Source organism: Streptomyces sp. NPDC002926 (assembly GCF_053591755.1).
In genome coordinates, this window is the sequence record NZ_JBSFUK010000035.1 from 21119 (window position 1) to 42133 (window position 21015).

At 69.9% G+C, this 21015-nt stretch carries 17 protein-coding genes; 8 read left to right on the plus strand and 9 right to left on the minus strand.

Features of this window, described 5'->3' with window-relative positions:
- Positions 1–35: 35 nt before the first annotated feature.
- Positions 36–1118 (minus strand): sugar phosphate nucleotidyltransferase, encoded by a 1083-nt coding sequence (locus tag ACWDZ6_RS29890; protein ID WP_451505320.1) that lies wholly within the window; start codon positions 1116–1118, stop codon positions 36–38.
- 85 nt (positions 1119–1203) lie between these two features.
- Positions 1204–2496, minus strand: a complete 1293-nt coding sequence (locus ACWDZ6_RS29895) for a peptidoglycan recognition protein family protein (RefSeq protein WP_451505321.1) — start codon at positions 2494–2496, stop codon at positions 1204–1206.
- A 127-nt stretch (positions 2497–2623) separates the two neighbouring features.
- Here ACWDZ6_RS29895 and ACWDZ6_RS29900 point away from each other — a divergent pair, with 127 nt between their 5' ends.
- The 4 genes from ACWDZ6_RS29900 to ACWDZ6_RS29915 all read left to right on the plus strand — a co-directional run bounded on the left by ACWDZ6_RS29900 (position 2624) and on the right by ACWDZ6_RS29915 (position 8745).
- Positions 2624–3376: a TIGR03089 family protein gene (locus tag ACWDZ6_RS29900; RefSeq protein WP_389182236.1), complete on the plus strand. Its 753-nt coding sequence runs from the start codon at positions 2624–2626 to the stop codon at positions 3374–3376.
- Positions 3377–3547: 171 nt separating this feature from the next.
- Entirely contained in the window at positions 3548–4990 is a 1443-nt protein-coding gene (locus tag ACWDZ6_RS29905) for an LCP family protein (RefSeq protein WP_451505322.1), read from the plus strand.
- Between the two features lie 221 nt (positions 4991–5211).
- Complete coding sequence (locus ACWDZ6_RS29910; RefSeq protein ID WP_451505323.1) at positions 5212–6966, plus strand: LCP family glycopolymer transferase; 1755 nt, start codon at positions 5212–5214, stop codon at positions 6964–6966.
- Positions 6967–7017: 51 nt separating this feature from the next.
- Positions 7018–8745 (plus strand): LCP family protein, encoded by a 1728-nt coding sequence (locus ACWDZ6_RS29915; protein ID WP_451505324.1) that lies wholly within the window; start codon positions 7018–7020, stop codon positions 8743–8745.
- Between the two features lie 55 nt (positions 8746–8800).
- On the opposite strand, the gene ACWDZ6_RS29920 is transcribed toward ACWDZ6_RS29915, so the two are convergent.
- Positions 8801–9817: a glycosyltransferase family 2 protein gene (locus ACWDZ6_RS29920; RefSeq protein WP_389182248.1), complete on the minus strand. Its 1017-nt coding sequence runs from the start codon at positions 9815–9817 to the stop codon at positions 8801–8803.
- A 73-nt stretch (positions 9818–9890) separates the two neighbouring features.
- On the opposite strand from ACWDZ6_RS29920, the gene ACWDZ6_RS29925 reads away from it, so the two are divergent.
- Positions 9891–11423, plus strand: coding sequence for an LCP family protein (locus ACWDZ6_RS29925; protein WP_451505325.1), 1533 nt, complete (start codon positions 9891–9893; stop codon positions 11421–11423).
- Positions 11424–11430: 7 nt separating this feature from the next.
- On the opposite strand, the gene ACWDZ6_RS29930 is transcribed toward ACWDZ6_RS29925, so the two are convergent.
- Complete coding sequence (locus ACWDZ6_RS29930; RefSeq protein WP_351455800.1) at positions 11431–11979, minus strand: acyl-CoA thioesterase; 549 nt, start codon at positions 11977–11979, stop codon at positions 11431–11433.
- Between the two features lie 107 nt (positions 11980–12086).
- On the opposite strand from ACWDZ6_RS29930, the gene ACWDZ6_RS29935 reads away from it, so the two are divergent.
- Positions 12087–13364 carry an LCP family protein gene (locus ACWDZ6_RS29935; RefSeq protein WP_451505326.1) on the plus strand — a complete coding sequence of 426 codons (1278 nt, stop codon included), beginning with the start codon at positions 12087–12089 and terminating at the stop codon, positions 13362–13364.
- On the opposite strand, the gene ACWDZ6_RS29940 is transcribed toward ACWDZ6_RS29935, so the two are convergent.
- Both ACWDZ6_RS29940 and ACWDZ6_RS29945 read right to left on the minus strand, forming a co-directional pair.
- Positions 13348–14616 carry an MFS transporter gene (locus tag ACWDZ6_RS29940; protein WP_451505327.1) on the minus strand — a complete coding sequence of 423 codons (1269 nt, stop codon included), beginning with the start codon at positions 14614–14616 and terminating at the stop codon, positions 13348–13350. The genes ACWDZ6_RS29935 and ACWDZ6_RS29940 overlap by 17 nt on opposite strands.
- A gap of 129 nt (positions 14617–14745) precedes the next feature.
- Entirely contained in the window at positions 14746–15903 is a 1158-nt protein-coding gene (locus ACWDZ6_RS29945; protein WP_366731893.1) for an acyl-CoA dehydrogenase, read from the minus strand.
- Positions 15904–16150: 247 nt separating this feature from the next.
- Between ACWDZ6_RS29945 and ACWDZ6_RS29950 the strand changes: the two genes are divergently transcribed.
- Entirely contained in the window at positions 16151–17494 is a 1344-nt protein-coding gene (locus ACWDZ6_RS29950) for a UDP-glucose dehydrogenase family protein (protein ID WP_366731892.1), read from the plus strand.
- A 73-nt stretch (positions 17495–17567) separates the two neighbouring features.
- Here the strand turns inward: ACWDZ6_RS29950 and ACWDZ6_RS29955 are convergent, their stop codons facing one another.
- The gene (locus tag ACWDZ6_RS29955) at positions 17568–18092 is read right to left on the minus strand and encodes a CGNR zinc finger domain-containing protein (protein ID WP_451505328.1); all 525 of its coding nucleotides are present in this window, start codon (positions 18090–18092) and stop codon (positions 17568–17570) included.
- Positions 18093–18186: 94 nt separating this feature from the next.
- Here ACWDZ6_RS29955 and ACWDZ6_RS29960 point away from each other — a divergent pair, with 94 nt between their 5' ends.
- The gene (locus tag ACWDZ6_RS29960; RefSeq protein WP_366731890.1) at positions 18187–18549 is read left to right on the plus strand and encodes a VOC family protein; all 363 of its coding nucleotides are present in this window, start codon (positions 18187–18189) and stop codon (positions 18547–18549) included.
- Between the two features lie 47 nt (positions 18550–18596).
- Here ACWDZ6_RS29960 and ACWDZ6_RS29965 read toward each other — a convergent pair whose 3' ends face one another.
- The gene (locus ACWDZ6_RS29965; protein WP_451505329.1) at positions 18597–19691 is read right to left on the minus strand and encodes a membrane dipeptidase; all 1095 of its coding nucleotides are present in this window, start codon (positions 19689–19691) and stop codon (positions 18597–18599) included.
- A gap of 124 nt (positions 19692–19815) precedes the next feature.
- A complete protein-coding gene (locus ACWDZ6_RS29970; RefSeq protein WP_451505330.1) occupies positions 19816–21012 on the minus strand; it encodes a dipeptidase in 1197 nt (398 codons plus the stop codon).
- Between the last annotated feature and the right edge of the window lie 3 nt (positions 21013–21015).

Below are 21015 nucleotides of genomic sequence, written 5' to 3' on the forward strand. Positions count from 1 at the left end.
ATGAGGGTAGGCGGTCCTCGGCCCGGCCCCTGTGGTTACTGGTCCGAAGAGAACCGCACCGACGACGGTGGCAGCACCGCGTCGCACCACACCCTCGCGCCGTCGCGGAGCTCGTTGTCCGCGCCCACCGACGCGCCGTCGCCGACCACCACGCCCGACAGGACCGTGCGGGCTCCGACTCTCGCGCCCGCGCCGATCAGCGAGGCGGAGATCACCGCGCCCTCCTCCACCACCGCGCCCTCCAGGACCGCGCTGCCGTCGATCCGGGTGCCGCCGCCGATCCGGGCGCCACCGCCGATCACCGTGCCGCCCGTCAGTTTCGCGTCGGGCGCCACTGTCGCCGACGGAAGGACCAGGCGGTCGCCGCAACGGCCCGGGACCGCCGGGGACGGGGCGCGCCCCATGACCAGGTCGGCGGAGCCGCGGACGAAGGCCTGCGGGGTGCCGAGATCGAGCCAGTACGTGGAGTCGACCATGCCCTGGAGGTGGGCTCCGGAGGACAGCAGGTCGGGGAAGGTCTCGCGTTCGACCGAGACCGGGCGGCCCGTCGGGATGGTGTCGATGACGGAGCGGCGGAAGACGTACGCGCCGGCGTTGATCTGGTCGGTGACGATCTCCTGCGGCGTCTGGGGCTTCTCCAGGAAGGCCGTGACCCGGCCGGAAGGGTCCGTGGGCACCAGACCGAACGCCCGCGGATCCTCGACCCGGGTGAGATGGAGCGAGACGTCCGCGCCGGACGTCTGGTGCGTGGCGACGAGCGCAGCGATGTCCAGGCCCGTCAGGATGTCGCCGTTGAAGATCAGGACCGGATCCTCCGGGCCCGAGTGCAGCCGCGACGCGACATTGCGGATCGCTCCGCCCGTGCCGAGCGGCTCCTCCTCGGTGACGTACTCCAGGTGGAGGCCGAGCGAGGAGCCGTCGCCGAAGTACGGCTCGAAGACCTCGGCCAGGTACGACGTGGCCAGCACGATGTGCTCGACCCCGGCCGCCCGCGCACGCGCCAGCTGATGCGTCAGGAACGGGACACCTGCCGCCGGAACCATCGGCTTCGGCGTATTGACGGTGAGCGGGCGCAACCGGGTGCCCTTGCCGCCGACCAGGAGGATCGCTTCTGTCACCTTGTCGTCTCTGCTTCCTGATGGGGCCGGCAACGGTCACTCGTTCGAGACCGGCAGTGTATGCAGTTGGTCGGCGCCTTCCCCGTCAGCTCCGGCCCTGCAACACCGCCGAGGAGGTCCGGGCCGTGCCGAGCTTGCCGTAGAGAAGGCTTCCCGGGCATTCCGTGAAGAATGCGTCCCGGTGCCCGGAGATGGTGTTGAAGCTGACGTTCTTGCCCTTCGCGTACTTGCCGCTTCCTCCCGACGTCAGCACCGACTTGCCGCGCGGGTCGATTCCGTACAGCCCGAGCTTCCAGGCGGTCAGCTGCGCGATGGCGTTCACCGCGGCCGCGGGCGGGGTGGACAGACTGTATGTGCCGAGCACGGCGATTCCCGTGCTGTCCGTGTTGAATCCCAGAGTGTGCGCGCCGAGGACCGGATTGGCCACACCTCCCGCGCGCCCTTCGTAGATGTTTCCGCACTTGTCGACGGCGAAGTTGTATCCGAAGTCGCGCCAGCCACTGCTCACTACGTGGTAGCGGTAGATACTGCGCAGGACGGAGGGCGCCTGGGCGCAGGTGTAGCTGTTGCCGGTGGCGGTGTGGTGCACGAAGGCGACCTTCACGGAATTGGTGTAGACGAAGCCCGGCTCGCGCAGCGACTCGTCCGCGCCCCATCCCTTGCGCGTGATGATGCGCGGGCGCGGTCCGATGTACGGACTCGCTTCCAGGGCGCCGATCGCGCCCGCCGCTTTCGCGTCCGCTTCCGTCTCGGCCCGGGAAAGCGCCGGGATCACATCCTCCTCCGACATCGCCACCTCGTCGCCGGGATCGACCGCCCCCTCCCCGCCCGCGGGCGGCGCCTGGGCGGCCACCGAGTCCCCGCCGGGATCGACGAGTTCGAGGCTGAGTCCTTCCGGCAGCGGCCACGGTCCCGCCGCCTCCGCGCTGACGCGTACCTCGACGCCGTCCGAGGCTCCGACCCAGAGCGGGGCCGTGGCGCCGCGGACCCTCCCCCATTCGCTCTCCCTGGTACCGGGATCGGCGCGGTGCTCGTCGTTGTGGGTCTCCACGTCCTGCCAGCCGGACCACGCGCCGGAGCCGACGGCTCTGGTGCGGACCTGGACGCTGCCGTGGAGTACGGCGTTCACGTCGTCCCAGACGACGCCGACCAAGGAGAACGGTCTGACGTCACGACGGGTCAGCCCCTGTTCCGCCGCGGGCCCGAGGGACCGGCCCGGATCCGTCTCGTCGAGGGGCGCGAGTGGCAGGGACTGGGTGGAGCCGGGCACATCGGGCGCCCGGGGCGACACGGCGGCGGCGCCGGAGGCCGACGAGAGCGGGAGTACGAGCGCGACAGTGCACGCGACGCCGATCGAAGAAGCTAGGAATCCACGCATGGGTTCGATCCTGACCCGGGCCCGCCGACTCCGCTCCTCAAGGAAATTGACGGCGCATCGGCCCGAGGGGTGTACGCATCACCGGTACGGCGGCCTGTCCGGCACCGTGCCGCGTACGCTTGCGCGCGTGAACGCCAGCGACCGTACCCCTGCCGACCTGCTGCGATCCGCGCTCGCCGCGGACCCGGCGCGCCCCTTGGTCACCTTCTACGACGACGCCACCGGTGAGCGCGTCGAATTGTCCGTGGCCACCTTCGCCAATTGGGTGGCCAAGACAGCGAATCTGCTCCAGGGCGATCTTGCCGCCGCGCCCGGCGACCGGCTCGCGCTGCTGCTTCCTGCGCACTGGCAGAGCGCGGTCTGGCTGCTCGCCTGCTCCTCGGTCGGGGTGAGCGTGGAGGTGGGCGGCGACCCGGCGGACGCCGATCTCGTGGTCAGCGGCCCGGACACGCTGGAGGCGGCGCGGGCCTGTTCCGGGGAGCGGGTCGCTCTCGCGCTGCGGCCGCTGGGCGGCCGTTTCCCGCAGCCGCCGGCGGGCTTCGCCGACTACGCGGTGGAGGTGCCGGGGCAGGGTGACCGCTTCGCCCCCTACGCGCCGGTGGACCCGGCCGCGCCCGCGCTCGCCGTCGGCGGCTTGGAGCTGACGGGCGCGCAACTGGTCGAGCGGGCTCGCACGGATGCTGCCGATCTGGGGCTTTCGCCCGGTTCGAGACTACTGACGGGACGCTCGTACGACTCCTGGGAGGGGCTGTCGGCCGGGCTGTTCGCGCCGCTGGCGGCCGGCGGGTCGGTGGTGCTGTGCCGCCATCTCGGCGAGCTGTCCCAAGAGGGCCTCGGGAAGCGGATCGAAAGCGAGCGCGTCACCAACACCGCGGTATGAGAAGCCTCTGAGGTCCACTCGTGTGGCGCACACACGGGCCGAGCCCCCGGGCCTCAGCATCAACTCCGGTACATGATCGGCGATACCCGTGCTTCAAAAGACAACCAAGCGTGAGGTTCAGCCGTCTAGTCCTGCGATCGGCGACCCAGCGCGCCGCCGACGCCATGAAGGATGGACGCAGACGTGACGGACAGTGCTGGCACGCCCGCCGAACCGGACAAGCCGGCCGACGACGAGCCGACCGCCGGAACGTCTGGGCCCGAGGCCGGCACGGCGGACGCGGCGGGCACGGCGGACGCGGCGGACACAGTCCCGACGGGCGACGCCGCCGCGAACGAGGTCCCGAAGGGCGAAGCCGGTACGGCCGGTGGGCTACCGGACGAGGCCCCGGCCACGCCGTCCGCCGCCGACGGACAGCCGGCCGACACCGACGGCACCGACGACACCACCGACGACGCCCCTGCCGGAACCCCCAACCACAAGCACCGCTGGATGCGTTGGACCGCGCTCGGCACCTCCGTCGTCCTGCTCGCCGCGGCCGGCGTCGGCTGGTGGTTCTACCGCAAACTCGACGGCAACATCACCACCGACACCACCGCCGCCGCCGAGCTCGAGACATACGAGAAGGAGCGCCCGACGCCCGTCGCGCACGGCGCGCAGAACATCCTGCTGCTCGGCTCCGACACCCGCTCCGGCGAGGGCAACAGCAAGTACGGCCGCGACGACGGCGGCAGCCAGCGCTCCGACACCACGATCCTGCTGCATATCGCCGCCAACCGGCAGAGCGCGACGGCGATGTCCATCCCGCGCGACCTGATGGTGACCATCCCGAGCTGCCACAGGCCGGACGGGACCCGCACGAAGGAGCAGTTCTCGCAGTTCAACTGGGCCTTCGAGTTCGGCGGTACGGCCTGCACGATCCGCACCGTCGAACGCTTCACCGGGATCCGCGTCGATCACCACATGGTGGTCGACTTCAGCGGCTTCAAGGACATGGTCAACGCCGTGCACGGGGTCGAGGTCTGCCTCAAGGAGCCGATCGACGACGCCGACGCACACCTCAAGCTTCCCGCCGGCAAGCAGGCGCTCAACGGCGAGCAGGCCCTCGGTTTCGTACGGGCCCGCAAGTCCATCGGCAACGGCAGCGACACCGAACGCATGGACCGCCAGCAGCAGTTCCTCGGTGCGCTGGTGAAGAAGGTGCAGAGCAACGGCGTACTGCTCAATCCGATCCGGCTCTACCCGGTGCTGGACGCGGCGACCAAGTCGCTGACCACCGATCCGGGTCTCGACTCGCTCAGAGACCTGTACGACCTGACCCGCTCGGTTCGTAACATTCCGACGGAAAAGGTGCAGTTCCTGACAGTTCCCCGGCAGCCGTACCGCGCCGACCCGAACCGCGACGAGCTCATCGAGTCCAAGGCCGCCCAGCTCTTCAAACGGCTGCGGGAAGACACACCCGTCGCGGTCGTCGCCGGAAAGAAGGACAAAGATGCGGGATCCGGAAATGATTCGCAGCAGTCCTCGGCCGGGACCGACGAGAGCGCGTCCGGGGGCCCGAATCCGACGCCGACTTTCTCCGGCACGAATGCGGCCGCGGGCATGTGCGGGTAAAGCGATGGCCAAGCCGGAGTCGGCGGTCCATGACGATTGGGCGGAATGCCCGCTTGTAAGGGACGTGGAATTTGTCACGAGCGTCGCCCGACGCTGAACTGGGCGGATAGTGTGACGCGATCCGGTGCTTCCGACCTTGGGTCGCGCACTGCAGGACCGAAAGACCGAGCGCCCTTCGGGGGAGGCGCCTCGCGTGGCACCGACGGAGGACTCAGGCAACCGTGGATGCGCAAAGCCGTGGGCGGGCGGACGAGATCGACCCCGCCGACCAGTGGGTATTCAACCCGCAGACAGGCAATTACGAACTGCGACTGGACCAATCCGGACAGCAGTCGTCGGCTGCGAAATCCACGGCTCCCAGAACCCCGGCACCGCGAAGTTCGACGCGCCGCAGTCCCGGCGTGCCCGGACAGGAGGCTCCGGGCAGGGAGGTTCCCGGCCGCGAGACTCCGGGACGTGAGGTCCCGGGCCAGCGCTCGCGCCGCGCGGGCAGCGGTTCCGGCGGTACGCCGCCCCCCACTGCGGGCCGCCGCAAGCGCAAGCAGCCCAAGTCGCGCAAGAAGAAGGCGCTGCTGTGGACGGGCGGCGTGATGGCCTTCGTCGTCGCCGCCGGCTCCATCGGTGCGTACCTCGTCTACCAGCACTTCAACTCGAACCTGAACACGGTCGACGTCACAGGCGCCGGCAGCGGCGGCTTCAAGAAGGACCAGGCCGTCAACATCCTGGTGATCGGCACGGACAAGCGGTCCGGCAAGGGCAACGACGGCTACGGCGACAAGAACAGCGTCGGCCACGCCGACACCTCGATCCTCTTCCATGTCTCCAAGGACCGGACCAACGCGACCGCGCTGTCCATCCCGCGTGACCTGATCACCGACATCCCGGACTGCGAGACCAAGACCGCGGACGGCACCGAGGTCATACGTGGTACGCACAAGACCCGGTTCAACGAGAGCCTCGGCCAGGAGGGCCGCGACCCCGGCTGCACCATGCGTACGGTCAAGGCGCTCACCGGACTCACCGTCGACCACTTCATGATGGCCGACTTCAACGCGGTGAAGTCGATGACGACGGCCGTCGGTGGCGTCGAGGTCTGTCTCGCCAAGGACATCCATGACAAGGACTCCAAGCTCAACCTGCCGGCGGGCAAGCACGTCCTCGAAGGGGAGCAGGCTCTCGCCTTCGTCCGTACCCGTCACTCGGTGGGCTTCGGCGGCGACCTGAGCCGGATCGAGATCCAGCAGCAGTTCCTGAGCTCGCTGATCCGGAAGATGAAGTCCAGCGACACCCTCTCCAGCCCCAGCAAGATGTGGGACCTGGCCGAGGCCGCCACCAAGGCGCTCACGGTCGACAGCGGGATAGGGAAGATCTCCAGGCTCCGCGATCTCGGTATGGAGCTCTCGAAGGTGAATCCGAAGAACATCACGTTCGCGACCGTGCCGGTGGTCGACAACACCGACGGCGCGACCGTGCTGCTCAACGAGTCCAAGGCCAAGCCGCTGTTCTCGATGATGCAGAACGACACCTCGCTCACCGAGGTGAAGCAGAAGGAGCAGGACGCCAAGAACAAGCAGCAGGGCCTGCTCGAGGGGACCAGGGCGGCCGCCTCCGAGGTACGGGTAGCGGTCTTCAACGGCAGCGAGACGCAGGGCGCGGCACTGGCGACCCTGACCTGGCTGCAGAACGAGGAAGGCGTACTGAAGTCGAGCAATGAGGGCAACGCCCCGCAGAAGCTCGGCAGGACGACGCTGACGTACGCACCGAACCAGGCCGATCAGGCCCGCAAGCTCGCGGACCTGATGGGTCTGCCGGCCGCGGCACTGAAGCCGGGCACGAAGGACGCCGTGGGGCGTGCGGCGATGACGCTGACCCTCGGCTCCGACTACAAGGGCGCAGGGGTGCCCATCACCGGTCCGGCCAAGGCGCCGGAGGGTGTGCAGAAGGTAGAAGCAGACAAACAGGTATGTGCCAAATGACGCCGGAACACCGGGTCATGGGGAGAGCCTGAACGACAGGGGGGACCCGGGGTGGGACAGAACAGGGTGCGGGGGGAGGGGACGCGGGACCGCGTCCGGCAGGCCCGTGAACTGGGATGGGACGACAGCCTGTACGGCGAGGGAGGGGAGGCTCCCAAGGGCCGCACGGACACGATCGGCCGCCAGGACCGGCATGACCAGCCGGGTGGCGACGACACCGCGACGGAGAACGGCGACGGCGGCGCGGAGAGCGGCCACCGGCGCGGTGGCCCGAGACGGCGCGAGAAACGCGGCAAGCGCCGGATACTGCGGTGGGTCGCGTCCGTGCTGTCGCTGCTGATACTCGGCACGGCGGCGGCCGGTTATCTGTACTACGAGCACCTCAACAGCAAGCTCAAGAAGGACGACCTCACGCTCGGCGGCAAGATGCGCGAGCACCAGGCCAACGCCGCGGGTCAGACGCCGCTGAACATCCTGCTGATCGGCTCGGACGCGCGGAACTCCAAGAAGAACCAGGAGCTCGGCGGCGCCAAGGAGACGTTCAACGGCGTGCCGCTGGCGGACGTACAGATGCTGGTGCACGTCTCGGCCGACCGCAGCAACATTTCGGTGATCAGCATGCCGCGCGACACCGTGCTGAAGATCCCGGAGTGCAAGGACCCCGACACCGGCAAGACGTACCGAGCCACCAGAGAGGCGCCGACCAACGAGTCGCTGGGCCGTGGCGGACCCGGCTGCACGGTGGCCACCTGGTACGAGCTCACGGGCATCACCATCGACCACTTCATGATGATCGACTTCGCGGGTGTGGTCTCCATGGCCGACGCCATCGGCGGCGTCCCGGTCTGCGTCGAGAAGAACGTCTACTCGCGCAACAAGAAAGGCCAGGGCTCCGGCCTCAAGCTGGAGGCGGGCACACACCCGGTCAAGGGCGAGCAGGCCCTGCAATGGCTGCGTACGCGCTACGGCTTCGACGACGGCACCGACCTCGCCCGCACACGCGCGCAGCACATGTACATGAACTCGATGGTCCGGGAGCTGCGCAAGAACACCAAGCTCACCGACCCGGCCAAGCTGCGCAACCTCGCCGAGGCCGCCATCGACGCGCTCACCGTCGACAAGGGCATCAACACCGTCAAGGACCTGTACGACCTGGGCGAGGAGCTCAAGAGCGTTCCCACCGGCCGGATCACCATGACCACGATGCCGAACTTCTACTCCACGCGCTTCGAGGGGAAGGTCGAGCCCCAGCCCGGCGATGCCGAGCAGCTGTTCCGGATGGTCCGCGAGGACATTCCGCTGGACGGCAAGGCCCCGAAGAAGCGGCCGACCACCACCCCGGCCGTGTCCAAGGACCCGGCGGCGGCGCCCGGTGAGATCGCGGTGATGGTGCAGAACGGCACCGGGGGCGACGGACAGACGGCCGAGAAGGGCCGTGCGACAGCGGTCGCCGGGGTCCTGACCGGCAAGGGGTACGCCCTGGCCAAGGCCGACAGCACGACCGACCCGCAGAAGAAGACGGTCATCCGCTTCTCCAACGCGGAACTGGAGGGCGATGCGCAGGCGGTCGCCAAATCCCTCGGGATTCCGCTGACTTCGGTGAAGAAGTCGACCGAGGTCACCGGCATCAGCCTGATCGTGGGCGCGGACTGGCGTCAGGGCGATGCCTATCCGAAGTCGGCGGGGCAGCAGGACAACAAGACACCGACGTCGGCGAAGCCCCTGAACGGCGAGGACAAGACGGCGTGCATGCCGGTGCAGGCCGGCTTCACCTGGTAGGTCGTACGCGAAGGGCCCCGGGCACGCGATGCGTACCCGGGGCCCTTCCTGCGTATCAGGCGGAGGCCGTCCGCACAGCCGGACGGCGGCTCGCGATGACCTTCTTCGCCAGCGAGCGCGGGCTGGTCAGGAAGCCGTACCCCCACGACATGTGCATCGTGGCCAGCGCGACGGGGATCTGCAGTCGCGCCTTCAGCGGCAGGCCCCTGCCCGCGGGGACGGATCCGGCGGCGATCGAGGCCAGATAGCCGGCCGGCACCACAAAGCCCCACGGGCTGAGGGCAGCGCCGAGCACGAGGCCCGCGGCGATCGCGCAGAGGGCGGTCGGCGGGGCGAGGTAGCGGAGGTTGATGGAACCGGAGTGGTAGCGGGCGACGACATGGCGCCAGCGGCCGTAGTCCTTGTACTGCTTGGCCAGCGCCTTCACGGAGGGGCGCGGCCGGTACTGGACCTTGAGCTCCGGCGAGAACCAGATGAGGCCGCCCGCCTCGCGGATGCGGAAGTTCAGCTCCCAGTCCTGGGCGCGGATGAACTCCTCGTTGTAGCCGCCCTGTTGCTCCAGCGCCTCACGACGGAAGACACCCAGATACACGGTTTCGGCCGGGGCCGCCGTGCCGCCGGTGTGGAAGGCGGCGTTGCCCACGCCTATTTTCGAGGTCATGGCGGCGGCGACCGCGTGCTCCCAGTCGTTCTCGCCCTCGGCGTGCATGATGCCGCCGACGTTTTGCGCGCCGGTCTCCTCCAGGAGCCGGACCGCGGTGGCGATGTAGTCGGCCGACAGCATGCCGTGCCCGTCGACCCGTACCACGACCGGATGGCGCGATGCCTTGATGGCGGCATTCAGCGCGGCCGGGGTGCGGCCGGTGGGGTTCGGGACGGTGTGGACGCGGGGGTCCTCCCGTACGAGCTCGGCGGCGATCTCGTCGGTGCGGTCCGTGGACGGTCCGAGCGCGATCACCACCTCCATCTCGCCGTCGTAATCCTGCTCGAGGATGTGACGGACGGAGTCGCGCAGATGCCGCTCCTCATTGAGGACCGGCATGATCACGGAGACAGCGGGTGTGGCGTTCATCGGTCGCCACGTTACCGCGAACGGGGGACACGGACGCGCGGCGGCCGGGTCGCTGCCCGTTGTCGCAGATCGTATGGGCCTACGGTGCTCGCGATCCCTGTCACTCGCGGAGGTGTCCCACGTGCCCACGCCGCCCCGCTCCCGCCGTCCGCAGCCGACCGCTCAGCCCAGGACCGGACGGCCGGCCGGGAAGAGACGGCCGGCCGGGAGCAGACGGCCGGTGAAGCGGCCCCGCTGGGGAATGCGGGTGGCGACATCGCTCTCGGTCCTGGTACTGAGCGCGGGCGGCATCGGGCACGCGGTGATGACGAGCGTGGACACCGGCATCGGCCGCATCGACCCGTTCAGGGACATGAAGAACCGGCCCGACGGGGGCCACGGCATGAATCTGCTCCTCGTCGGCACCGACGGGCGCGACAAGATCACGCCGCAGGAGAAGCGGAAGTACCGTCTGGGCGGCGCGCCCTGCCGCTGCACCGACACGATCATGCTGGTGCACATCTCGGCGGACCGGGAGCGCGCGAGTGTGGTGAGCCTGCCGCGGGACAGCTACACCGAGATCCCCGAGCACACCGTCGTCGCCACCGGCAAGCACCACAAACCACACCCGATCAAGCTCAACGCGGTGTACTCGGAAGGCGGGCCGGGCCTGACGGTGCGGACTGTCGAGCACATGACCAAGGTGAAGATCGACCACTATCTGGAGGTCGACTTCACCAGCTTCATGAAGACGGTGGACACGCTGGGCGGGGTGGAGATCTGCAACGTCAGGCCGCTGAAGGACTCGTACACCGGTCTGAATCTGGGCGTCGGCACGCACAGGCTCACCGGCGGCCAGGCACTGCAATATGTGCGCTCGCGCCATATCGACGGAACGGCGGACCTGGGCCGGATGCAGCGCCAGCAGCGCTTTCTCGCGGCTCTCATCCACCAGGCGAGCAGTAGCGGCGTCCTGCTGAACCCGGTCAGGTTCCGGGATGTCGCCTCGACGATGCTGAACTCCGTACGGGCCGACCGGGGCTTCGGACCGGAGGAGATGCTCGCGCTCGGCGAGGCGATGCGCGACTTCACGCCCGCCTCGTCGGAGTTCACGTCCGTGCCGGTCCGCCCCGCCGGCAGATGGACCAAGGGCCTCGGCTCCACGGTGAAGTGGGACCGCGCGAAGTCCGAGAAGCTCTTCCAGATGCTGCGCGAGGACAAGCCGCTCGCGCAGCACCCGCCGAAGACGCGGAAGGCGACGGTGGTCGATGTGCCGCCGCGGCAGATCCGGGTGCAGGTCTACAACGGCACGCCCACCGACGGGCTCGGCAGGACGGTCGACACGGCCCTGCACTCCACCGGCTTCAACACCACTCGCACGCCGCTGAACGGCGGGAGCCGCGACGTGCGCCGTACCTATGTGACGTACGACCCACGCTGGGACCGCTCGGCGAAGTCGCTCGCGGCCGCGCTGCCGGGGTGCGAGCTGCGGGCGGTCAAGCGGCAGGGGCCGACACTGAAGGTGACAGCGGGGCGGGACTACAAGGGTGTCACGCCGGTGCGGGCGGAGGAGGTGTACCGGGGCAGGTTCGCCGCGGCCACCGGCGACCAGGTCGTCTGCCCGTAAGACCTGGTCAGTCCTCGATGCCCTCGGCGGCGCGCTTCTCCCGCAGCTCCTTGATCGCGCGACGCCGGGCGAGGCGGTGTGTGCGGCGGATCTGCGCCTCCTGGTAGCGCCGCCGGTCGCGCTCGGTCTCGGGGACCACGGGCGGTACGCGACGGGGCTTGCCGTCGCCGTCGACCGCCGCGAAGACGAGATAGGCGCTGCCGACCTGCTGCGCCGGGGTGGACTCGTTCCATCGCTCGGCCAGGACCCGTACGCCGACCTCCATCGAGGACCGTCCTGTCCAGTTGACCTGGGCCTTCACATGAACCAGATCACCGACCCTGACCGGCTCCAGGAAGACCATCTCGTCCATGGAGGCGGTGACCGCCGGCCCGCCGGAATGACGCCCGGCGACCGCGCCCGCCGCGTCGTCCACCAGCTTCATGATCACGCCGCCGTGCACCGTGCCGAGGAGGTTGGTGTCACTGCCGGTCATGATGTGGCTGAGGGTGGTACGGGACGCTGCGGTGGGCTTGCCCGGTATCTCTGTCTCCGGGCGCTGGGCCTGATCTGTCATGGCGACCACCATATGCCGGGCCACATTGCATCAGCTTCGCAACAGCCCTGGTGCTATTCCCCACACGCCCTGTGAGGCACGGGGGCGATGACTGCACACTGGTCCGCATGAACGATTGGCCCGATGGGTGGTCCGACGACCGCGGCAACGGAAACGGACGCGGCTATGGACGCGGCAGCTCGGGCGCGCAGCCCGAGGGCGCGCGCGTGATGCGCCATGTCCAGCGCCCTGCTCCTCCGCAGCGCGGCGGCGTCCCGCCGCAGTCGCGGGGGTACGACGATGGCTATGACCAGCAGGCGTACGACAGCGGCTACAACACGGGCCAGGTCTACGGCGGCCAGGGCGGCGGCCAGGGCGGCGACGGAGGCCCTCCGTACGGCGGGCCGCCAGGCACCGGCCCGGCCCCGGACTGGCGCCGCCGGCTCAAGATAGGTTCGCTGACGCTGGTCGTACTGCTGCTCGCGGTCTCCATAGGCACGTACTTCTGGGCCGACTCCAAGCTCAAGCGCGAGGTCGACCTCGCCAAGGTCATCGAGCGGCCGGGCAGCGGCGAGGGCACGAACTATCTGATCGTGGGTTCCGACAGCCGTGAGGGCATGTCGGCCGACGAGAAGAAGAAGCTCCACACCGGCTCGGCCGAGGGCAAGCGGACCGACTCGATGATGATCCTGCACGACGGCTCGAACGGCCCGACGCTGATCTCGCTGCCGCGCGACTCGGATGTGGAGATACCGTCCTTCAAGGGCTCGGACTCCGGCAAGCTGTTCCCGGCGAAGGGCCGGCACACCAAGTTGAACGCCGCTTACGCGGAGGACGGCCCGGAGCTGCTGGTCCGCACGGTGGAGCACAACACGGGCCTGCACATCGACCACTACGTCGAGATCGGCTTCGCGGGTTTCGCGAACATCGTGGACGCGATCGGCGGCGTCGAGATCGACATCCCGAAGGCCTTCAAGGACAAGAACTCGGGCGCGGACTTCCAGGCGGGCAAGCAGACCCTCAACGGCGAGCAGTCGCTGGCCTTCGTACGGACGCGGTACGCGTTCGCGGGCAGCGACCTGGACCGTACGAAGAACCAGCAGAAGTTCCTCGCGTCCCTGGCGAGCCAGACGGCGACGCCGGGCACGATCCTCAACCCGTTCAAGCTCTACCCGACCATGGGCGCGGGCCTGGACACGCTCATCGTCGACAAGGACATGTCCCTGTGGTCGCTGGGCAAGATGTTCTTCGCGATGAAGGGCGTCACGGGCGGCGAGGGCAAGTCCATGAACATGCCGATCTCGGGCAGCACGGGCGGGAACCTGGTCTGGGACAAGGAGAAGGTCAAGCAGCTCGTGGAGCAGCTGAAGAACGACGAGAAGGTCACGGTCACCTCGGACCGCTGACCCCCACACAGGCACCTCCGGAAGTGGCGGCCCGCTGTGTGTGAGGGTCGCGCAGGGTCCGGATCTCTCGGGTGAACATCGGCAGCGCGGACAGGGCGATGCCCGCGCTGCCGACCGCCATGGCTCCGGTGGTGCCGAGCGCCCCGCCCAGGACGCCGCCGAGCGCAGCGCCGAGCGGGAGCACGCCGAAGGTGAAGGTGCGGTACGCGCCGTTGCTGCGCGCGAGCGCTGTCCTGGGGATCAGCAGCTGCCGGATCGTGACGGACAGCACATTGGCGCTGCCGAGCCCGATGCCGGAGAGCAGCTGGCAGGCGGCGAGCAGCACTCCGTACGACAGACCGCGCCCGGGCAGCAGGGGCAGCGCGAGCGGGACGCCCGTGGACAGGACGAGCGAGACGGCGAAGGCGCGGCCGTAGCCGAGCCGGGCCGCGACCCGCAGGCCGAGCATCGCGCCCAGGAAGGCCCCGGCGCCACCCGCGCTCAGCGCCAGGCCGTAGCCACCGGCGGACAGTCCGCGCTCCTTGACCGCGAGGACGACCAGATTGACGACGAGGATCTGCGCGGACGCGTTGTAGAGCGCCGCGTGGGTGGTGAGCGAGCGCAGGAAAGGGCTGACCCGGATCTGCCGCACCCCTTCCCCGATGCCGGGCCTGGCGTCCTGGGCGGCGGGCTCGGGCTCGGCCCGCCGGGCGCCCGCGATGCCGAGTGCGCTCGCGACATACGAGAGGGCGTCGGCGAGGACGGCGACGGCAGGCCCGAGGAGCTGCACGAGCAGACCGGCGATGCCCGGCCCGCCGACCTGTGCGGCGGTCGACGATCCCTGCAAAGCGCGGTTGGCCGCGGCGAGTTCGGTGTCTTCGACCAGGTCCGGCACGTACGCGAAGCTCGCGATGTCGAAGACGACGCTCGCCGCGCCGACGACGAGGGCGACCGCCACCAGCAGCCCGAGCGACATCGCGCCGAACCCCCAGGCCACCGGCACCGCCCCGAGCGCGGCGGCCCGCAGCACGTCGGCCGCGATCATCACGGGGCGCCTGCGCCGGTGCTCCAGCCAGTGCCCGGCGAGAAGCGGCAGGGCGACGCTGGGCAGATAGGTGGCGGTGGCGACGGCGCTGACGCCGGCGGCTCCCGCGTCGAGGGTGAGGGCCGCGGTGAGGGGGAGGGCGACGGCGGTGACGTGCGTCCCGACGGCGGAGACGGTGTGTCCGGCCCAGAACAGCCGGAAGTCCCGGTCGTGCGCCAACGATCCCATGGTTACCCCTTAACCCAGTCATCAGGTAACCGTCAGTCCATCATGAAACCCGGCCCCGGTGAAGCCCGTGGCGGGCAGAAACGACAGAGGCACCCCGAAGGGTGCCTCTGTGCGTGAACTTCCCCGCGGTTACGGCAGGTTGCGGGCCATCACGATCCGCTGGACCTGGTTCGTGCCCTCGTAGATCTGGGTGATCTTGGCATCGCGCATCATGCGCTCGACCGGGTAGTCACGGGTGTAGCCGTAGCCGCCGAGCAGCTGGACCGCGTCCGTGGTGACCTCCATCGCGACGTCGGAGGCGAAGCACTTCGCCGCCGCGCCGAAGAAGGTCAGGTCGCCGTCCACGCGCTGCGACTTGGCGGCCGCGGAGTAGGTGAGCTGGCGGGCGGCCTCGAGCTTCATGGCCATGTCGGCGAGCATGAACTGGATGCCCTGGAAGTCGGCGATCGGCTTGCCGAACTGCTTGCGCTCCTGGACGTAGCCCTTGGCGTAGTCCAGCGCGCCCTGGGCGATGCCGAGGGCCTGGGCCGCGATCGTGATGCGGGTGTGGTCCAGGGTCTTCATCGCGGTGGCGAAGCCGGTGCCCTCCTCGCCGATCATGCGGTCCGCGGGGATGCGGACGTTGTCGAGGTAGACCTCGCGGGTCGGGGAGCCCTTGATGCCGAGCTTCTTCTCCGGGGCGCCGAAGGAGACACCTTCGTCCGACTTCTCGACGACGAAGGCGCTGATGCCCTTGGAGCGCTTGGTCGGGTCGGTGACCGCCATGACCGTGTAGTACTCGGAGACACCGGCGTTGGTGATCCAGCGCTTCACGCCGTTGAGGACCCAGAAGTCCCCGTCGCGTACGGCCTTCGTCTTCATACCGGCGGCGTCGGAGCCGGCGTCCGGCTCGGAGAGGCAGTACGAGAACATGCCGTCGCCCTGGGCCAGCGGACCCAGGTACCTCTTCTTGAGGTCTTCGCCGCCCGAGAGGATCACGGGGAGGGAGCCGAGCTTGTTGACGGCCGGGATGAGGGAGGAGGACGCGCAGACGCGGGCCACCTCCTCGATGACGATCACGGTCGCCAGCGCGTCGGCGCCGGCGCCGCCGTACTCCTCGGGGACGTGGACCGCGTGCAGATCGGCGGAGACCAGCGCGTCCAGAGCCTCCTGCGGGAAGCGGGCCTGCTCGTCGACCTCGGCGGCGAACGGCGCGATCTTCGCCTCGGCGAGCGAGCGGATGGCGTCGCGGAGCATGTCGTGCTCTTCGGACGGGCGGTACAGGTCGAAATCAGCCGATCCGGCCAAGGTCTCTCACTCCCCAGTGACGCTAACTACCGTTAAGTAACCTGATTTTAGTGGTCTTGCTGCTCCCAGGCATACGTGAGCTTGACGACAGCAGGAATCGTCCCCCCGCAGCGGGCAGCCCGCGAAACCCCAACCGGCCACCGGCAGCAACCGCCAACGCCCCCGCCCACGGTCACCACGACCACGGTACGCGGCCCCGGCTATGCTCGGGCAGCGCACCTGAGCCCGCACTTCACTGGAGCACCGCATGGCCCTCAAGATCACCGTGATCGGCACCGGATATCTCGGCGCCACACACGCCGCGGCCATGGCGGAGCTGGGTTTCGAAGTGCTCGGCCTCGATGTCGTTCCCGAGAAGATCGAGATGCTGTCGGCCGGCAAGGTCCCCATGTACGAGCCGGGACTCGAGGACCTGCTCGCCAAGCATGTCGCCGGGATCGAGGGATCGAGCGGCCGGCTGCGTTTCACGACCTCCTGGGAGGAGATCGGGGAGTTCGGCGACGTTCATTTCGTCTGCGTGAACACTCCGCAGAAGCACGGCGAGTACGCGTGCGACATGTCGTACGTGGACCGCGCCTTCGCCTCACTCGCACCGCAGCTGAAGCGGCCGGCGCTGGTCGTCGGCAAGTCGACCGTGCCGGTCGGCAGCGCGGCCCGCCTGGCGGAGCTGCTCGTCGAGCTGGCTCCGGTGGGCGCGGACGCGGAGCTGGCGTGGAACCCGGAGTTCCTGCGCGAGGGCTTCGCCGTCCAGGACACGCTGCACCCCGACCGGATCGTGGTCGGCGTGGAGAGCGAGCGCGCGGAGAAGCTGCTGCGCGAGGTGTACGCGACGCCGGTCGGCGAAGGGTCGCCGTTCGTGGTGATGGACTTCCCGACCGCCGAACTGGTGAAGACCTCCGCGAACTCCTTCCTCGCGACGAAGATCTCGTTCATCAACGCGATGGCGGAGGTGTGCGAGGCCGCGGACGGCGATGTCGTGAAGCTGGCCGAGGCGATCGGTTACGACGAGCGGATCGGCTCCAAGTTCCTGCGGGCCGGGATCGGCTTCGGCGGCGGATGTCTGCCGAAGGACATCCGCGCGTTCATGGCGCGCGCCGGTGAGCTGGGCGCCGACCAGGCGCTGACCTTCCTGCGGGAGGTCGACTCGATCAATATGCGGCGGCGCGGTCACATGGTGGAACTGGCGCGGGACGCGGTGGGCGGTGACTCCTTCCTGGGGAAGCGTGTCGCCGTGCTGGGCGCGACGTTCAAGCCGGACTCGGACGACGTACGGGATTCACCGGCGCTGAATGTGGCGGGCCAGATCCATCTGCAGGGCGGCCAGGTGACGGTGTACGACCCGAAGGGCATGGAGAACGCGCGCCGCCTCTTCCCGACGCTGGCCTACGCGGAGTCGGCGCTGGACGCGGTGCGCGGCGCGGATGTGGTGCTGCACCTGACGGAGTGGCGCGAGTTCCGCGAGCTGGACGCGGTGGCGCTGGGCGAGGTCGCGACCAGCCGGATCATCCTGGACGGGCGGAACGCGCTGGACAGCGCGCACTGGCGCGAGGCGGGCTGGACGTACCGGGCGATGGGCCGCCCGCGCGCCTGAGCGGCCACGTCGGGGGGCGAGGCGGATTCGAGCGTGCGGGCCCGTGCCCGCGGTCGGGCCGGCCCTCGGGTTGTCAGACCGAGGCGTCCGGGTCCGACCGGCGCGCCCTGTAGGTGCGCATCTTGGCGCGGGCGCCGCAGACCGACATCGAGCACCAGCGGCGGCGGCCCGCCGGGCTGCGGTCGTAGTACGCCCACTGGCAGTCCTCGGCCTCGCACGCCTTGAGACGTGCCCAGGTCCCGTTGGCGGCCGCGGCCGCGAGTGCCTCGGCGATACGCGAGACGAGCGTGTCCGGGGTCGCCGGACGGAGCGCGGCCGTGCCGTCCTCGGCCACCGTCACCAGCAGCGGCGCCTCGGCCAGGAAGCTGTCGAGTACCGCCGGCGAGCGGTCCGGTGCGCGGTGGCCCGCGTGCGCCAGGCAGGCGGCGCGCAGGGCCTCGCGGAGTTCGCGGGCGGCGGGGACGTCCCGCTCGGCGAGACCGAAGGCGGCGCGGCCCTCCGTCGTGTCCAGAGCGTCGGTGCCGGTCTCGACGTCCAGCGTATTCACCAGGGCCTCGACCAGCGACAGGCCGCCCGGTGCGGGCGCCTTCTCATTCATGGTTGCGACGTTACCTCCAATAGGAGAGCATCAAGTAACCGTTACCGGTTACCAGTGCTTAGCGGTAACTGATACACAGACCGAGGAGGAAACCATGGCCATCGCCACGCTGGGGACCGTCGTTCTGGACTGTCCCGATCCCGTCGCACTCGGCCGTTTCTACGCCGCGCTGCTGGGCGGCCGGGTCCAGGACGACGGGGAGGGCTGGGTCGACCTGGCGGAGGCCCCGGGCACCCCGCTGGCCTTCCAGGCCGCGCCCGGCTTCGTACCGCCGAAGTGGCCGGCTCCCGACGGCTCGCAGCAGTTCCACCTGGACCTGACGGTGGAGGATCTGGACGCGGCGGAGAAGCGCGTACTGGCGCTGGGCGCGACGGTGCTGGACGCGGCGGACAGGGCACGGTCCTGGCGGGTGTACGCGGATCCGGCGGGGCATCCCTTCTGCCTCTGCGCCTGCTGAGGGGCGGGCGCGCGCCTCAGCAGGCGGGCCGGCCCGCGCGCCGGGGTTCAGGCGTCCAGCGCCGGCAGCGTTGCCGTCGACGGCCCGCGGCGCGGTTGCGTGGCGCGGGCCAGGAACTCCGCCTCCCGTAGCACCCGCGAAACGTTCGACCAGGTCAGGGCCTCGATATCCGGCTCCGGCCAGTCGCGGTCGAGGAGTTCGGCGATCACCCGGGGGAAGCAGGACACATCGCCCAGTCCCGGGGCGTGCGGGGTTCCGGTGTCGTAGGCGCCGCTGAGGCCGACCGACTCCGGGCCCGCCACCTCGCGGACGTGGTCCAGGCGGTCCGCCGTCTCGCGGATCGTCGTGGCCGTGCACGCGACCATGCACACGCCACGGTTGGCACGCAGCAGGCCCAGCACATCGTCCGGGACCCGCGCCGGGTGGTGCGAGACGACCACCGGCGCCCCGGCGACCGCGAGCGTACGGCGCATCGTGTCGGCCGAGCACCCGGCGAGGTCGACGAGGACACCGAGGCGGTTCATCTCGCGAACGACCTCGTGGCCGAAGCGGGTCAGCCCGGTGCCCTGGGTCCAGCTGGTGCCCGCCAGGGTGAGGCTGCGGACGCCGAGGGCGTGGAACGCCCGCAGCGTGCCCAGCGAGTCGCTCAGCGCCGGACCCGCCACCGGGCCGAGGAGGGTGGCGACACGGCCGCAGTTGCGGGCGTCGGCCAGGTCGTCGGCACTCAGCGCGAGGCGCAGGCCTTCGGGACAGGAGGCCACCAGGGAGCGGACCAGGTCGATCTGTTCCAGAGTGGCGCTCAGCGCACGTTCCCCGGTCAGCTCGGGCGGCACGTGCAGGGACAGGAACTGCGCGCCGACGCATCCGTCGCGCAGCCGCGGGATGTCGGTCTCCAGCACCCGCTCGCCCAGTTCGATGTCGTACTCGTACCCGGAGGCGTATTTCAGCGCCCGGGCCAGTCCGCTGTGACCGTCGGCTATGGGGTGCGCGGCGAGGAGCTCGCGGGCGCGTTCAAGGCTTCCGGCAGGCTCCGCCTGATCGGGCCGCCCGGCCGGCGGCACTCTCGTGCTGGGCGGGACCGGGCTGTCGAGATCACCGACCGCGGCGGTGGCGGCATGGGGGTCGTCCTCGAGATCTGCCATGTCTGGGTGCTCCGAGCTTCGACGGCGGTGCCGTAGGGCCACCGTGGCACGGGAGCGGCGAGGGTTCACGGCAGGGTGGTGCGTTCGGGGGTACGGCGCCTCGTTCGCGTACCCCCGAACGCACTCAGCCGTCGAGCTGCTCGATCGTCGCGTTGGACGGTCCGCGGCCCCTCTGGAGGTCGCGGGCGACGTCCTCGGCCGCGCGCAGTGTGCGCACCGCGTTCTGCCAGGTGAGCTTCGCCAGATCGGCGTCGGACCAGCCGCGGCGCAGCAGCTCCGCGATCAGGTTCGGGTAGCCGGCGACGTCCTCGAGCCCGGCCGGGGTGAAGGCCGTGCCGTCGAAGTCGCCGCCGATGCCGACGTGGTCGATGCCGGCGACCTCGCGCATATGGTCGAGATGGTCGGCGACCGTCGCGGCCGTCGCCATCGGCCGGGGGTTCGCCGCCTCGAAGGCCTGATGGACCTTCATCGCCTCCCGTGTGGTGTCCAGGTGGTGGAGGCCGTGCGCGCGCATGTTCTCGTCCGCGGCCAGGGTCCACTCGACGGCCGCCGGGAGGATGAACTTCGGTACGAACGTCGCCATGGCGATTCCGCCGTTGGCGGGCAGCTGCGCCAGCACCTCGTCGGGAATGTTGCGCACGTGGTCGCATATGGCCCGGGACGAGGAGTGCGAGAAGACGACCGGCGAGACCGAGGTGGCGAGCGCGTCCCGCATCGTCGATTCGGCGACGTGCGAGAGGTCGACCAGCATGCCGACGCGGTTCATCTCCCGTACGACTTCATGGCCGAAGGCCGACAGACCGCCGACGCCCACCTCGTCGGTCGCCGAGTCCGCCCACGCGATGTTGTCGTTGTGGGTGAGCGTCATATAGCGGACGCCCAGCGCGAACAGGGCCCGCAGGGTGGCGAGGGAGTTGTTGATGGAGTGGCCGCCCTCGGCGCCCATGAGCGAGGCGATACGGCCCTCGCCACGCGCCTTCTCCATATCGTCGGCGCTCAGGGCCGCGGCCAGGTCCGCCGGATAACGCTCAAGGAGCTGGCGCACCCCGTCGATCTGCTCGAGGGTCGCGCTGACGGCGTCGTCGCCGGCCATGTCGCTGCGTACGTACACGGACCAGAACTGCGCGCCGACCCCACCGGAGCGCAGCCTCGGGATGTCGGTGTGCAGCCGGCCGGTCTGGTCGCCTGAGATGTCGAGGAGGTCCAGGTCGTAGCGGACGTTCTGGCGCAGCGCCCAGGGCAGGTCGTTGTGGCCGTCGACGACGGGGTGGGCGGCGAGGAGTTCACGCGCCGCGATGAGGAAGTCCGTGGCTGAGTCCATTGC

Excerpts from the sequence above, each read along its gene's own strand:
- ACWDZ6_RS29920 (WP_389182248.1), bottom strand. The coding sequence starts at position 9,817 with ATGAACGCCACACCCGCTGTCTCCGTGATCATGCCGGTCCTCAATGAG.
- ACWDZ6_RS29905 (WP_451505322.1), top strand. The coding sequence starts at position 3,548 with ATGGACGCAGACGTGACGGACAGTGCTGGCACGCCCGCCGAACCGGAC.
- ACWDZ6_RS29930 (WP_351455800.1), bottom strand. The coding sequence starts at position 11,979 with ATGACAGATCAGGCCCAGCGCCCGGAGACAGAGATACCGGGCAAGCCC.
- ACWDZ6_RS29950 (WP_366731892.1), top strand. The coding sequence starts at position 16,151 with ATGGCCCTCAAGATCACCGTGATCGGCACCGGATATCTCGGCGCCACA.
- ACWDZ6_RS29965 (WP_451505329.1), bottom strand. The coding sequence starts at position 19,691 with ATGGCAGATCTCGAGGACGACCCCCATGCCGCCACCGCCGCGGTCGGT.
- ACWDZ6_RS29940 (WP_451505327.1), bottom strand. The coding sequence starts at position 14,616 with ATGGGATCGTTGGCGCACGACCGGGACTTCCGGCTGTTCTGGGCCGGA.
- ACWDZ6_RS29960 (WP_366731890.1), top strand. The coding sequence starts at position 18,187 with ATGGCCATCGCCACGCTGGGGACCGTCGTTCTGGACTGTCCCGATCCC.
- ACWDZ6_RS29970 (WP_451505330.1), bottom strand. The coding sequence starts at position 21,012 with ATGGACTCAGCCACGGACTTCCTCATCGCGGCGCGTGAACTCCTCGCC.
- ACWDZ6_RS29925 (WP_451505325.1), top strand. The coding sequence starts at position 9,891 with ATGGGCCTACGGTGCTCGCGATCCCTGTCACTCGCGGAGGTGTCCCAC.
- ACWDZ6_RS29935 (WP_451505326.1), top strand. The coding sequence starts at position 12,087 with ATGAACGATTGGCCCGATGGGTGGTCCGACGACCGCGGCAACGGAAAC.
- ACWDZ6_RS29955 (WP_451505328.1), bottom strand. The coding sequence starts at position 18,092 with ATGAATGAGAAGGCGCCCGCACCGGGCGGCCTGTCGCTGGTCGAGGCC.
- ACWDZ6_RS29895 (WP_451505321.1), bottom strand. The coding sequence starts at position 2,496 with ATGCGTGGATTCCTAGCTTCTTCGATCGGCGTCGCGTGCACTGTCGCG.